The sequence below is a fragment of the Bordetella tumbae genome (assembly GCF_054780995.1).
In genome coordinates, this window is the sequence record NZ_BAAGVG010000018.1 from 751,925 (window position 1) to 765,958 (window position 14,034).

Here is a 14,034-nt window from a genome sequence, read left to right on the forward strand (position 1 = left end):
TGACAGCCACCGCGAGTATCAGGCACCGGCCGAACAGTAGAGCGGCGGATAGTAGGAACAGCCGGGCGGGCTGGCAATCCCCGCGACTTTGCAGATATTGGGGGCCGGAAGCGTGCAGAAGGCGGGAATTGGCTGTCCATTCACCGTATCGCGTCGGCATCCCGCGGTGATCTGCGCGGGTGCCGGATGTGAAAAAAATTGTTTCACGATGGTTCCAGCACGCAATTCGCGGACAGATACAGCAGGTTTATCAATCATTTAGGCGAGTCCAACATATGCAGGTGCTTTCCGAAATTTGACCCGGCTTCCCTCGCGTGGCTCCCATGCGGCTCTTCGAAACCGGGCTTTCCGAGGAGTCATCATGGCGAAAATCAAGCTCACCAAGTCCGTAGTCGACTCGGCATAACCTCAAGCCAAGGCCATCGAACTCCGGGATACCGTGGTGTCCGCGGATAGCGCGTGATCCTGGCGCGCAACCTGCTGGGCACGCTGCGCAATCGGGAACTGACGCAGGCCACCAAGGACATTGCCGCCGACACCGGACTGGAACATCGGCTCGTCGCCGATGGTCAGCGCGTGGCCGGCATTTACCGGTGCTCGGTCATGCTCGCCAGCGGTCGCTACGCGACGCTCGATAACGGCATGGGATTCAGCCTGGTGCCGTGGCGGCCCGTGATCGAGCAGCGACTGGGGCAGCAGATCGCCGCGATGGTGCGCGGGGGTGGGGTGTCGTGGGAAACTGGACGCCGACAGGGGCTATCAGTTGGGTAAAAGAACCAGCGCCTTAGATGAATTACGGACTTGCACCGTGATTAGCATCGCCAAGTCAACCCCGCAGCTCAGGCTTCAAGTCTGCAATAAGTCGCGCAGCATCCCTCATGGGGGGGCGACCGAATGCGCGAGCGTACTCCCGGCTGAATTGAGTTGGGCTCTCATAACCCACCTCATGAGCAGCCGAAGTAACGTTATAGCCGGCAGCGATAAGCAGCGTGCGTGCTTGAAGTAGGCGAATCTGCTTTTGGTACTGCAAGGGGCTGAGCGCAGTCACGGCTTTGAAGTGACGGTGGAACGCCGACACGCTCATGGCTGCCCCCTCGGCGAGTTCTTCCATCCGCAAAGGAAGCGCATAGTCCTGGCGGATGCGTTGGATGACACGGCTCATCCGCTCCAGGGCGGTGTTCGGCGTTGCAATGTCCCTCAGCATCCATCCCATTGGGCCTTGCAGCACTCGATACAGAATTTCTCGCTCGTAGGCAGGGGCCAGTGCGGGGATGTCGGTCGGATGTTGCATTAAGCGCAACATGCGTACCCAAGCGTCCAAAAGCTCCGGGGTTACCGCCGCGACGGAGAAGGCTGTTTCCTGTTCGACTCTGCCGGCTGCACTGGGCAAATCCGAGAGCAAATGCGAAATAAGGGACGCGTCGAGGGTCAAGCTTACCGCCAGGTAGGGTTCCCCGGAATCAGTGTCATGCACCACGCCAGCCGCAGGAAGGCCAATGGACATGACGAAGTACGTGGCAGGGTCGTAGTGCAGGGTCTGCCCGCCTACGGTCATGGACTTGCCCCCTTGCAGGATCAGGTTGACCATCGGGTCATACACAGCGGCAAGCTGATGTTGCGGAATTTCCCCCTGAACCATCGCTACACGCGGAATGCCCGTCTCAGTTCGTTGATTTCGAGCGTGGGCAGTCAGGCTTCGGAGTTCGTTCAGTTGTTCTTCCATAGCGATCATTGAACGTTAGGCCCAGTCCAATGACAAGGTAAAAAGCAGAAATAGGCAGAAATTAGACAGGAACAGGTGGGTCAAGATATGAGCGAATGTCTATCGTGTGCGGACACTGCATTTTATTGGAGCCGCACATGGGTACCGTCATCATTAGGGGAGGCAGCCGGGGCATCAGGGCAAAGCAGTTGCGTTGCCGTTGGATGTTTGCGATGTCGGCACCTTCGCGATCTTCCGTTCTGCGGTGGAGCAAGCTTTGGCATCGGAGTTGGGGGCAGAATAGGCTGGACGGCTTGGTAAACAACGCGGGCTACGGGTTATACAACCCAATCGAAGCTGTCACTGAGTCACAGCTTGAAGGCCTGATGAATGTGCATCTGAAAGGTCCGTTCTTCCTGACCCAGACGTTTCTGCCGTTGCTGAGAGATGGCGCGAGTATTGTCAATGTGACCAGTGCGACCACACGAGTGGCGACCGCTGGCGTTGCACTGTATGCGACGTTCAAGGGCGGCTTGGAAGTGTTGACACGCTACATGGCCAAGGAATTTGGCGAGCGCCGCATCCGGGTCAATGCCGTGTCGCCTGGCCCGATCCGCACCGAGCTCAGCGGAGGCTTAACCGCCGAGTTCGAGGCAGTTCTGGTATCGCAGACAGCCCTCGGGCGTGTGGGCGAACCGGAAGAAGTCACCCGTGTAATCGCCTCGCTGCTGACGGGGGATGGTGGCTGGATTAACGCCCAGAGCATCGAAGTCGCCGGCGGCTACATCATTTGAAAGGAGTTTCTTATGCTCGATCATATCTTTCTCACGGTCAGCGACACGGCCTGCTCGATCGCCTTTTACGAAAAGGTATTGCCCATCCTCGGGATCACGAATCGCCACGATTATGACGGCAAAGACGGCCCGACGGGCCATCCTGACCTCAAGGGTTTTGGGGCAAAGGGTCGTATGTTTTTCTGGCTGAGGCAGGGTGTGGCTGCGCCGAGTGCGGTGCATGTCGGCTTCGTTGCCGACTCCGAAGAGATGGTGAACTCCGCCTATACCGAAGCATTGGCGGCTGGCGCGACCGAGATCCATCCACCGGGGCCGCAGCTTCACTACGATCCCCGCTATTACGCGGCACAGGTGCGAGATCTGGATGGCTACAGCCTTGAGTTCGTCTACAAGAGCTGGCAGCACGAGGGTTGATGTGATGATTCGGCAAAATGATGACCTGCACGGGATCGCTGATGCGCTGATCGCGGCAACGAACGCTTTTGATGTCGAACGTGCGCTGGCCTTGTTTGCACCGGATGCCGTAATTGACGATCCGTCCACGGGGCACCGCTTCGACGGCCACGCTGGCATCCGAGACTATATCGAACGGTACTTCGTCGGTTATCACACGGCCACTCGCATCTTGTCGATCAAAAAATCGGGCAGCCGCCGTGCGAGCGTGCGCGTCGATTTCACCGGGGGTTTCGGACATGAGATCGGCCTGCTGAAGATCTCCGCAGATGACCATGGGCTGATCGAGCGCATTGACGCCGGTCTCGAATAACCGGCCTGAGAGCAGAAGCACAATGAAAAAACTGATGATTTATGGCGCTGCTGGCTACACCGGCGGCATGGCGGCAGAGCACGCCGCCTCCGCAGGCCTCGACCTGGTTCTCGCAGGCCGTGCCCGAGACAAAGATGCACTTGAAGCGTTGGCTGGATGCCTTGGTGCCAATGTGCGGCTTTTCTCGCTCGACGATCCCGACGCAATCGGAAAGGGGCTTGAAGGTGTCGCTGTCCTACTCAATACCGCTGGGCCGTTCATGAATACAGCGGGTCCGCTTATGTCTGCCGCGATCCGTGCCGGTGTTCACTACCTCGACTTCTCAGCCGAACTCAGCACCTATCAGGAAGCGTTGGCGCTGGACGCGCAAGCCCGCGCCGCAGGCGTAATGCTTCTGCCGGGTAGCGGGGGTAGCGTCGCAATGCTCGGAAGCCTTGTCGGGCACACGGTAGCGAGAGCCAGGAACCCGCAAAAGATCAGCATCGCCCTTCATGTGTCAGGTTCGATTTCACGGGGCTCGGCGGCCAGCGCGAGTCAAAATGTCGTAACGGAAACACTCCAGCTCGTGGACGGAAAACTCGTCGAGCGTAGCCCCGAGGAAATCCGCGACTTCGATTTCGGCCAAGGACCGCAGCCCGCGTTTCCCGTGACTCTTCCCGACCTCGTGACCATCCACCAGGCGACCGGCGTACCTGACATCGAGACGTTCGTTCACGTCTCCGCGGGTGCGTTTCCGACTGGTGACATCAAAGATATTCCTGTCGGCCCCAGTACCGAAGAACGGACGGCGAATCGGTACTACGCGACCGCTGAAGTCACTGATGTTGATGGCACAGCGGTACGTTCAATACTTAATGCGGTGAATGGGTACACCTTTACCTCTATGGCGGCTGCTGAAGCAGCCCGCCGAGTGCTTGCCGGTGAAGTTCGCACGGGTTACCAAACTCCCGCTGGCCTGTTTGGTCACGGCTTTGCCGAGACTATTGCGGATACTCAGATTATCGACGCACATTAACCATGACACTACGCAGGTGGATACGCGATTAGGACGGTCGCTGACAGACCACCTCCACATTAACGCCATCCGGGTCGAGCACGTAGGCGGCGTAGTAGTGGGCATGGTAGCGCGTCCGAACACCAGGCGGCCCGTTGTCGGTTCCACCTGCGTTCAGTGCAGCTCGGTAGAAGGCATCGACGATGGAGCGATCTTCCGCTGAAAAAGCAATGTGCGTCCCCGTCCCGGGGGATTCGTTGTCATGAATCCAGAGGCACGGATACCCATCCTTGCCGAATCCATGACGAGTGCCTCCCATGCGGGTGTGCTCGGGGCCGACCGCGATGACCCAGGCAATATCCAAAGGTGCAAGGGCACGTTCATAAAAACGTCGCGATGCTTCGGCATCGCGCACGGCGAATTCAATGTGATCAAGGATAGTCATGGCGATGTGTCACTCAGAAGGGGGGCAAGAAACATCCCGAAAGACTGGCCGGCGAGGTTGGCGACCGCCAATAGACGCGCCTTGGATAACCCGGCGCGTGCTGCTGCCGACAAGCCCTGGAGGGTCGTGACTACATAATCGGCGAGTTCCCGCGCCCGCTGGGGCTCCGTTTCGCTTATGTAATGCTCGATAAAATGAGCAGCAGCTTCCCCGTAGGCATTGGCCAGAGCGCGAGCCTGTGGATCGTCGGCGCGCATGCCCTCCGCCACCATGCAGCCACGCTTGGTTTTCGACTTCGTGTAAAGCTCGGCCCCTCGTAACAACAAGTCGTTGATTGCTTCGGGAAGTGGTCGGCCGGGTGTCAGAATCTTGTTTGCTGGAAGATTGGCCTCTTCGACATAGACTGTCAGGCAGTGTGCATAAAGTCCTGCCTTGCTGCCGTAAGCGGCATAGAGGCTAGGCGGGTTGATGCCGAGGACGCGCGTAAGTTCGGCGACCCCTACGGCGTCATACCCCCGTTCATGGAACAGTTCCTTCGCAATGGAAATTCCGGCTTCACGGTCGAAGGCGCGCCGCGATGGGCGGGCTGGCAGGCGTCCGGCATCGCCCTTGGGCGATGCCGACTGTCTCTGTTTCATAGTCGATGGGCTCATCCAGTATTCGTGGGAAATTTCAAAAATGGCCCGAAAACAACAAGGGCCCGGCCAATATTACGTTGGGCCACCTTGGGCGTGAAGCAGGCATCAACTGTCCGGAAGCCCCTCGGCCCAGGACGTGCGCGATGGCATACCCGATGCCCTTGTTTGCTCCCGTGACAACCGCTGTCATTGAAGCGGCTTCGGGGCTCGTCATAGATGTACCTCTGCATTCTGACCGCTGACGTGGAATCTCAGATCCCCCATCAGGTGGGGCACGACAGCTCGCCGAACAAAGCACCAACTGCCATCTTGCTTAACAAACCTGTCGTGGTAATGGCCGGTGCAGATCGCCTGCAACGGAAACCCCGAAACTTCCTGATGAACCGTGAAATAGCAGATCGAAGTGGCTGATTCCTTATCCAGATCGACTTCGATAAGAACGTTTGAGACGGAGTGCCATGTACGCGGCGTTCCGTCGTCATGTCGCTGTAAGCCAGACACCAGGAACTGTTCGATCGCCGCCTGGCCTTCGGCGCTCGCACCGGGAACCTCCAGCGTTGCATGCTGCAAGAGCTCCGCTACCTCGTCAAACTTCCCTGCGTCGAGCAGGTGTGGGTAGGTGGCGATTAAGCGACTGATCTCACGTTCGGCGATCAACAGAGCAATGTAGCCAAGATCATTTTCGGAAAAATTCATTGTGTTCTTTGTGTAGTTTCGGCTGAACGTTGAGGGACAAAGCAGCCCCCGGTCGATGGTTGTGAAATGCTGTATCCGAGCCACCTCAAGGAGGTCGTGGCGTGCATGAGCATTGCACTATCATTGCTTTAGTGATCACTATACTCTACTATAGCGATCACTACAAATAGAGGTGTGAAATGTCTAATTTGAACCGAAAAATTGTCGTCGTGACCGGCGGCGGCAGTGGAATCGGCCTGGCGATTGCTAAGAGATTGGCAAGCGAAGGAGCCAACGTGGTGATTACTGGCAGGCGGCAGGCTGTGCTGGACGAAGCGGTAGCCTTGCTAGGCGACCGTGCGGTAGGGATCGTTGCCGACGTGAGCAAGACGTCCAGTCTCGAAGCACTGTATGCCGATGTGCGGCGGCGATTCGGTCGAATCGATGTCCTTGTGGTCAATGCCGGCGGCGGCGTGCATGCGCCGCTTGGACAGATCACAGAGGCTCAGATCGACCAACAGTTCTCTACCAATGTGAAGGGCGTGGTGCTGACGATCCAAGGGGCGTTGTCTTTGTTGTCCGCCGGTTCCAACGTGGTAATCATTGGCTCCACGGCATCTATGGACCCTGGCCCCACAATGAGTATCTATGGTGCCACCAAGGCGGCCGTGCGCAACATGGTGCGCAGTTGGGTTGCCGAACTCAAAGGCTCGGACATACGGCTCAACATCGTAAGTCCAGGGCCGACCAATACGGACTCTCTGCGTGAGGCTTTCGGAGACAAGGCCGAAGAAGGTCTGGCGTTTCTGACTGCGAAGAGTCCATTGGGACGCATAGGCGAGCCGGAGGAAATCGCGTCGGCAGTGGCGTTTCTGGCCAGCGACGAGGCGAGCTACATCAATGGCGTAGAACTGTTCGCGGATGGTGGTGCATCTCAGACCTAATTGATCCGGCCGACTAGGGTCAATCATCGACACTGTGTGGATAAAAAAGGCGACGAACATCGGGCATCACTGAGGCTGTCCGTCAATGACCACTGTAAACCCAGTAGATCATGCTTATGGAGATGCGTCATCTCAGGTGCTTCTTGGCAGTGGCCGAGGAGCTCCACTTCGCTCGTTCTACGGAGAAACTGCATATCGAGCAGTCGTCATTGTCGCGAACAATCAAGGAGCTTGAAGAAGACCTAGGCGAGCAGTTGTTCGTTCGCACCAGCCGCGGTACGCGGCATATCGACCGCTACATCATTCCGATCTTGGGCCGCATCAAAGTGCCAGATCTAACACGCGCCGATGTGAGTGAAATGATGCATGCCTATTCGCATATACCTTCTGCGATAAATCGGGCGTTTGCGTGCCCGCGCAAGATGCTGAACATGGCAGAAGTGTGGGGCTATTGTTCGGACGGCTCGAAACTTTGTCGTCATGTACCGGTGTACCCGGAGAACGGGAAAACTCGCTTCATCACCGACGAAGAGCTGGTGCGCATCTATGAGTATCTGATCGTGCGGATGAGGAAGGCCTGGAACATCCGCTACTGACTCTGGGTATACGTCTGCAGTTTGCTTTCGCAGCATGTATGTCCGAGATCAGGCTGCTGGAGTGGGCGTGGGTGGATTTTGACAATCGTCGCATCGAATGGCCAGATAGCAAGACGGGAAAAATTTCCAAGCCTATGAGCGAAGACGCATATCAGCTTCTGTCTTTGGCGCCCCGCATTGAAGGGTCACCTTACGTCTGCCCAAGTGTATTTCGTGCCGATCAACCGATGTTCGAGGGAACCTATAAGAACGGTTGGACGCGTATTTTGGAGCGTGCCGAGGTACCTCACGTCGGCACCCATGGTATTCGTCATCGGGCAGCTACTGACATTGCCAATTCGGGGGTATCAGTCAAGATTGGCATGGCGCTGACAGCGCATAAAACGGCAACAATGTTTATGCGATACGTCCATGCAGAAGATCATCCTGTTCGGGAGGCGGCCGAACGCGTGGCAAATTTGCGTAAGGGGCTGGTCGGAGCATGTCTAGAGGGGAGTGCGCCACAGGTTGCTCTAGGCCCAACCGATCAGGAAAGAGGGCACACCAGCTTGGGGAAGTACCGACCGTATCGACATCGTCGAGTGTTGGATCGCGCTATTCCGCCCGGGACCAAACACGCAGGTTCGTTGAAGGTGGAGCAGTCATGACAGATGAAAGATCTAAGACGGAAGAACAGCTCATTGAGCTCTACGGTGTCCTCTTATCGCTGGATGAATTGTCCGCGGTTCTTAAACGCAGTCGGGATGGCGTAGCGTAGCGATGTTGGGTGGCTCGGAGTTTGCTCGGACCTGGGGGCCACTCAAGAGAAAGATTGGGCGGCGTATATATTTTCGAGCGAGCGATGTCGCTCGAGTGATTGACGATAGTCATTGATGTTGAGCTAGAACTGTAGCTTACGCAGTTGTTGACCAGGGGTTCTCGGAGTTACTTGGGGGGCTGGTCTTGCGCACATAGTCCTCGATCAAGGCCTTGGCTTTTACCGAATCAATAAGCGATGGGGAGTAGGGGCGCGCTGTCATGATGCTGCGTAACTGATCTGGAGTAATGCTGTCGAAGGTGGCCTCCACTATGACGCTCATGCCTTTTTTCAGTTCCCATGTCATGCTTTTGACGACTGCGCAGCAGTCCATGCAAATTCGTGGAATATGGCGCCATGCAGAGCTACTACGAGTGGGCGCGTGAGTTTGAAATCCCACCTTTCCATTCTGGAACTTGACAGTTTGATGCTTAGGGCGTGCGCAGGTGGGGCAGTGCCAACAATCCTCTAATTCCTTCCACATTCGGGCCGAGCCCTCCTGAGATAAGAGGATCGCTTCGTAGTTCTTGGGAGGGGTACAGCGTGGCTTTTTGTTCACTGTACGCCAACGACTCCAGTCTGATTGGTGGGAGATAGTCTTTTCTTTAAAGGCGCGTTGCAACGCATCGGCTGATAGCCATTCAAAGCCAGACTGCGTTCCACGGTTATAGGGGTTTCCCAGGGTAGGCACTGGTACGAAGCCCAGGGGGTATCTTTCGTACCAGTGGTCTTGCATGACGGCGGCCTTGGCCACCTCAAGGATCAGTTTCATTCGCGCGCGATAAGTGGGGCGAACGTCGATCCAGAGGAGGCGTAACTCGTTCTCGTCGATCTGATGGGGCGTGTGAGGCTGCGACCGGATGAACTGTTGGATTTGGCCGATCGAAAATGATTGATGCGTGAGGTTTATCTTGTCGTGTTGCGATAGCAGAGCTTTGGCGTGTGCATCTGCATTATTGCAGTCCTCGCACACCAGCACCGGATCATATGCAGCGAAGGCGGTGTCCATGCGTTCCACCAGAGCCAGGCCGGTATTGGTATGCCGGTTTGTCTGCGTATCTATGAACACCTTCCTGAACGCCGCTTTGAGTGCATCGCTCATGTGGTCATGATGGATAACGAGTTTTGCCAAAATCTGTTCTTTATTTCCCGCTCGGGAGATTTCGAACTTGTTTCGGTCGCAGCACGGACATCGCCAGTCTTGCGAGGAGCCGATCCAGTTGCTATTCATTTCCAAAGTCCCCAGACCGTGATGCGATTTTATCTGACGAGACAATGGCGAGTCAGGACCATCCAGTAATGTCGGAGTCCCATCGTTGATGCACTGAATGGCTAATTCCACGGCATGTACGTGACGGGCGGCCATTTCTTCATAGTCCTCCCGATGCTGCTGCGCCCATTGTGCCAGTGCATTGAACGTGATGCCTGGTGCATCAGGTGTGGTATCTCTGACGCTCATCAAGATTGCTTCTCCTCGTTGCGTATTCTGTATATCGGTCTTTTGGCAATGTCGATGTCACCCAGACATCTGATAGGAACAATTCTACGTTTCAAGCTGCGGGTACCGGACGGTGTTGCCCGATGCTAAGTTGCGGCAAAAAGAGCTGGAGAACATGCGGCGTCTGCTCGAATCTCGCGAAACGCTGTCCCTCAAGGGCGACAAACCATAGTCGTGCGTCCCGGAGTACCGCCGTTGGGCTCGCGGGCTGCGCCCTATGCTTCGTGCCGAATCGCAGCCATTCGGCGCTGATCCCTGATGCCTCCGGCCTGGATCGTTGATCCTGGCCTGCGCGTGCTGCGCACTTGCCAACAGCGGGTGTGTGGCTGTTGGAGGTGTAGGCGGCTTGCTGTTCCCTTCACGGTATCACGGCGATCGCAACCGTAAAGGACTGCGCGTGCTCGCACGCTTGCGGCCTGACGGCCGTCTTCGATCCCTGACTGCTTGCGCTGCGCCGTGCTGGCCACGGTTCCGGGCAATTCCGCCTGAGCAACCGGAGCACGATCATGTCGCAACTGTCCTTTTCCTCATCCGATGACACTTTGCTGGTGCGTGATGCCCAGGGGCGCTACCTGCCGGCATCGGTGGATCAAATTATCGAAGCGGCACGCCAGGCCATCGAGCTGAAGATGCAGCGTGGTGTTGAGTTCACTTCCCCGGCGCTGGTCAAAGAGTACCTGCGCAACAAGCTGGCAGGCTTCGATCATGAAGTCTTTGCTGTGTTGTTTCTGGATACGCGCCACCGACTGATCGAGTACCGGGAGATGTTCCACGGCACCATCGACAGTGCCTCGGTGTATCCGCGTGAAGTGGTCAAGGAGGCACTGCGGCTCAATGCCGCGGCAGTCATCCTCTCGCACAACCATCCGAGCGGGAATCCTGAGCCGTCGCAGGCCGATAAGGTGCTAACACAGCGGCTCAAGGAAGCACCGGGGCTGGTGGAGGTGCGCATGTTGGATCACGTCATTGTGGCGGGAGCCAATACGGCGTCGTTTGCCGAGCTAGGGCTGATCTGATTCTTGGGGCTTCGGCCCCTTTTTTACTTTGACTTTTTATTGTGCAGCGTCTGATTTCGACCCAAAGCGGCCTGTAGCTCGGTGATGAAGCAGCCACTCAATGTTTTGGCTTGACTTCCTGTCTCAGAATAAATCTTGATAGTATGATGGTTGCAAATAGACTAAAAAAGTAGAAGAGCAAGTGTTCAACAATAATCAGCAATTCGGCGACGGACCTCGCCAGCTGTTCGACATTGGGGACTCTGAGGGTGTCAATGAGTCCGAGCGTATCTTGACCTCTTTATGCCGGCACTCGTTTCTCTGTCTTTGGTCTCACACCAACATTTACACTGATGAAGGCTTCAAAGACGGCAAGGGAGGAACAAAGGAACTCTGCGATGCCCTCGTTGTTTTCGGAAATGACATAGTCATTTTTTCGGACAAGCACATTAAGTTTCAGCAGAACAAGGAACTTAAGGTAGCTTGGCCTCGCTGGTATAAGCGGGCTGTGCTCGACTCGTGTCGTCAATTGCATGGAGCAAAATCCTGGCTCACCCGTTTCCCGAAAAGAGCATTTCTTGATGCGAAGTGCCTTCGAGAACTTCCGATACCTGTACCAATTGGGGAAGATGTTCGATTTCATCTTGTAGCTGTCACGCGCGGTAGCAGAGATGCAGCATTAGCAGCTCATGGTGGAGAAGGGTTAGGGTCATTTGGCGTTTGTAGCAGCCTAGAAGGTGACGGCCATTTAACTGCGCCGTTCCTGATTGGACTGCCTGAGCCAAATAAACAGTTCGTACACGTTTTCGACGAAGTTAGCATTGAGCTATTGATGAAAGAGTTCGATACAGCAGTTGACTTCATAGACTACCTCAAGGCTCGCGAGGCTCTGCTGGGGCGCCGCGGAACGATCGTGACCTCCTCCGGCGAAGAAGATTTGATGGCTGTGTACCTGTCTAACATGGACGAGTCAGGAATGCAGCATGTGTTCTTCAACTTGCCCCAAGGAGAATCTTCGCCGGACATGGTCCTTTTTAACGGCTCTCACTACAAGGAACTCAGCACTAATTCGAGCTATAAGCGGAAGAAGCTTGCCGACAAAATCAGCTACGAATGGGATGCGCTGATTGAACGTTTCGTTGAATACGGTGACCCAGGTCTGCACGAACACTTCGTGGACCAGAGCGCGTCAGAAACTGAGGTTGGTCTCCGTCTGCTCGCCGCCGAGTCCCGCTTTAGGCGACGGCAATTGGCTGAGGTATTTATTGGAGCATTGCATCGGGTAAAGTCGGGAGAGCGACTAGGGCGGCTTGTCTACGGTGGTATTGCTAATGAAACGGTTTTTGTCTTTGTTGTAGTTCCAAAGCGCCCTGACGAGTCATATGTTGAGTACCGAACGTACCGAATGAGTATCCTTCATGCCTATGTGCAAACGGCACGACTCAAGGCTGAACTGGCAACGACTTTTGTAGGCATCGCCTTTGATAACCCACACAAAGACTATGAAGGCGGCTCCGAAGACTTATTTGTTCTGTCTAAGGATGTTTGGACCGAAAAGGAACTGGCAGAACTGGAGCAAAAGCGTCAAGAGTTTGGTCTGTGGGGAGCCGCAATGGAATACTGGCGGTATCGTCAGGACGAGTTTCCTCAAGAAAACCAAGCAGTCGCGCTACAGCGAGTAGAAGTAAAAGACAAACAGCCGGCACATTCACTTACCGCCAAGAAACTAAATGCCGTGAAAAATCGCAAGAAGATGCAGCAAAAATCAAAGCGCCAAAATCGCAGGAGATAAGCTAACCCAGCATAAATTGACTCCGGGAGTGTCGGCTTTGGAAGGACATGGTTCAAAGTCAGCTTCTGGCCGAAAACTGCTGGAGGAATTATGGAGAACCTAACAAGGAATCAACATTTTATCTCTCAGTCCGAGCAGCGCAGTAACTGCATAGACGAGAGCAGACCAAAGGATAAGCAGCGAATCTACAAATTTGAAATTGCCGATCGCGAAAATAGCGTTGTTCGCCTGTCCAATCCTGACGGCGTCAAGATCAAGAAGAATCTATCTTTTGATGATCTTTTTAGTTTTGATGTAAAAAGCTCATCTCTAAGAAGAAATCTAGAGGATTTCTTTCAGAAATTTGAAATGGATCTGGCTCCAGCCGCTGACCTTCTTATCTCCGAGTCAAAGGTCAATTCTGGGGGCGATGTTTTGAAGGGCGCCGCTGAACGAGTATTCAAAGCAAAGCTCATGGGATGGATTAGAAACCCATATTCTATTGCTCGAACAATTAATATGTATAAGGGGCTGGTGGGAATGTATCCGACTGATCCTTTTTTGCTAGGCGACTTCTCCGACATTCGCGCGGGAACAAAGCCTCACCTAGCTCGTGTTTGCGCAGAGTTTGGGGTGACGATTGATCAGTACCTCCAGTGGCTGGAAATTCTTTTTCTGGCGTTAATGACCCCACCTGACGATACAAAAAGTATTTTGGAATCGTCCGTTGAGAAGATTATTGAGTCAAAGGGTCACATGGGCCATGTGATAGTAGCAACCTTTGACGACGTTGCGGGCTGTCGAGTCGCTATACCTGATACAGGTTACCTTCAAGGAACTCAGGACCCCAACCACAATATGTTTCTTTTTAATTTGAGCCGGAGTGCGTTTGCTTCATTCAATATCCTAGACTTGTCAAAGCAGACCCTTGTAAAGGTCCCGTCGCATATGAAGAAGCAAGTAGAGTCGTTCAATATTAAATTTTCGGCACAGCATCACCACAATAATACGGGGTTACTTGAGAGATTTAACGTACTTGCTGCGTATCAAGCCCATTCTCATATTTTTTGTGCCGACCCTCAAGTCTTCGGAGTTACCACTATTCAATGAGTGCTATTGCTTTATGCTATGGGTCACCCGTCCGGTCGCAATGGGTAAGGAAGCGCCAGGATGGATTGGTTTGAGCCGATTAGAGGTTTATTCGGCCCAGTGCTGGAAGGCTACTCTTTACCTTTGGCGGTTGAAGGCAAGATCGCAACTAGACGGCCTCGGTAGCCAGAATGCTTGCTGCCAGCTCCAAGAAAAGACGACAGAATTACTTATTGAACTGACCGTCCCCTTCTGGCCGGGAGCTGTCTATGGCGACAGACGCTTCCGACCCAAAGCGGTCAGTCAGTCGTCTCCTCGAAAAGAAGCATCG

Annotated in this window: 14 protein-coding genes and 2 pseudogenes; 10 read left to right on the forward strand and 6 right to left on the reverse strand. The window is 54.9% G+C overall.

The window, feature by feature from the left end; translation table 11 throughout:
• Positions 1-18: 18 nt before the first annotated feature.
• Entirely contained in the window at positions 19-258 is a 240-nt protein-coding gene (locus ACYVI2_RS18330) for a hypothetical protein (protein ID WP_415816186.1), read from the reverse strand.
• Positions 259-456: 198 nt separating this feature from the next.
• Here ACYVI2_RS18330 and ACYVI2_RS18335 point away from each other — a divergent pair.
• Positions 457-771: pseudogene (locus tag ACYVI2_RS18335) on the forward strand (DUF3363 domain-containing protein); the annotation flags it as partial.
• 55 nt (positions 772-826) lie between these two features.
• Here the strand turns inward: ACYVI2_RS18335 and ACYVI2_RS18340 are convergent.
• Entirely contained in the window at positions 827-1,723 is an 897-nt protein-coding gene (locus ACYVI2_RS18340; protein ID WP_415816188.1) for an AraC family transcriptional regulator, read from the reverse strand.
• 137 nt (positions 1,724-1,860) lie between these two features.
• Here ACYVI2_RS18340 and ACYVI2_RS18345 point away from each other — a divergent pair, with 137 nt between their 5' ends.
• From ACYVI2_RS18345 to ACYVI2_RS18360, 4 genes are read left to right on the forward strand one after another with little or no spacing between them, the layout of a single operon-like run.
• Positions 1,861-2,496, forward strand: a complete 636-nt coding sequence (locus tag ACYVI2_RS18345; protein ID WP_460490331.1) for an SDR family NAD(P)-dependent oxidoreductase — start codon at positions 1,861-1,863, stop codon at positions 2,494-2,496.
• A gap of 12 nt (positions 2,497-2,508) precedes the next feature.
• Positions 2,509-2,910: a VOC family protein gene (locus tag ACYVI2_RS18350; RefSeq protein ID WP_415816190.1), complete on the forward strand. Its 402-nt coding sequence runs from the start codon at positions 2,509-2,511 to the stop codon at positions 2,908-2,910.
• A 4-nt stretch (positions 2,911-2,914) separates the two neighbouring features.
• Positions 2,915-3,262, forward strand: coding sequence for a nuclear transport factor 2 family protein (locus tag ACYVI2_RS18355; protein ID WP_415816192.1), 348 nt, complete (start codon positions 2,915-2,917; stop codon positions 3,260-3,262).
• Positions 3,263-3,284: 22 nt separating this feature from the next.
• Complete coding sequence (locus ACYVI2_RS18360) at positions 3,285-4,277, forward strand: saccharopine dehydrogenase family protein (protein WP_415816194.1); 993 nt, start codon at positions 3,285-3,287, stop codon at positions 4,275-4,277.
• 28 nt (positions 4,278-4,305) lie between these two features.
• On the opposite strand, the gene ACYVI2_RS18365 is transcribed toward ACYVI2_RS18360, so the two are convergent.
• The 3 genes from ACYVI2_RS18365 to ACYVI2_RS18375 all read right to left on the reverse strand — a co-directional run bounded on the left by ACYVI2_RS18365 (position 4,306) and on the right by ACYVI2_RS18375 (position 6,035).
• Complete coding sequence (locus ACYVI2_RS18365; protein WP_415816196.1) at positions 4,306-4,701, reverse strand: VOC family protein; 396 nt, start codon at positions 4,699-4,701, stop codon at positions 4,306-4,308.
• A complete protein-coding gene (locus tag ACYVI2_RS18370; protein ID WP_415816198.1) occupies positions 4,698-5,339 on the reverse strand; it encodes a TetR/AcrR family transcriptional regulator in 642 nt (213 codons plus the stop codon). Before ACYVI2_RS18370 ends, ACYVI2_RS18365 begins: the two co-directional genes overlap by 4 nt.
• Positions 5,340-5,549: 210 nt before the next feature.
• Positions 5,550-6,035: a nuclear transport factor 2 family protein gene (locus tag ACYVI2_RS18375; RefSeq protein WP_415816200.1), complete on the reverse strand. Its 486-nt coding sequence runs from the start codon at positions 6,033-6,035 to the stop codon at positions 5,550-5,552.
• A gap of 179 nt (positions 6,036-6,214) precedes the next feature.
• Between ACYVI2_RS18375 and ACYVI2_RS18380 the strand changes: the two genes are divergently transcribed.
• Positions 6,215-6,958 (forward strand): SDR family NAD(P)-dependent oxidoreductase, encoded by a 744-nt coding sequence (locus ACYVI2_RS18380; protein WP_415816202.1) that lies wholly within the window; start codon positions 6,215-6,217, stop codon positions 6,956-6,958.
• 116 nt (positions 6,959-7,074) lie between these two features.
• A pseudogene (locus ACYVI2_RS18385) lies at positions 7,075-8,201 on the forward strand (LysR family transcriptional regulator).
• Positions 8,202-8,447: 246 nt separating this feature from the next.
• Here ACYVI2_RS18385 and ACYVI2_RS18390 read toward each other — a convergent pair.
• The gene (locus ACYVI2_RS18390) at positions 8,448-9,809 is read right to left on the reverse strand and encodes a hypothetical protein (RefSeq protein WP_415816204.1); all 1,362 of its coding nucleotides are present in this window, start codon (positions 9,807-9,809) and stop codon (positions 8,448-8,450) included.
• 545 nt (positions 9,810-10,354) lie between these two features.
• Here ACYVI2_RS18390 and radC point away from each other — a divergent pair.
• From radC to ACYVI2_RS18405, 3 genes are all read left to right on the forward strand, one after another.
• On the forward strand, positions 10,355-10,864 hold the full coding sequence (gene radC, locus ACYVI2_RS18395; RefSeq protein ID WP_415816206.1) for a RadC family protein: 510 nt from the start codon (positions 10,355-10,357) through the stop codon (positions 10,862-10,864).
• 181 nt (positions 10,865-11,045) lie between these two features.
• A complete protein-coding gene (locus ACYVI2_RS18400) occupies positions 11,046-12,635 on the forward strand; it encodes a hypothetical protein (RefSeq protein ID WP_415816208.1) in 1,590 nt (529 codons plus the stop codon).
• A gap of 90 nt (positions 12,636-12,725) precedes the next feature.
• Positions 12,726-13,724, forward strand: coding sequence for a hypothetical protein (locus tag ACYVI2_RS18405; protein WP_415816210.1), 999 nt, complete (start codon positions 12,726-12,728; stop codon positions 13,722-13,724).
• The last annotated feature ends 310 nt before the right edge of the window (positions 13,725-14,034 follow it).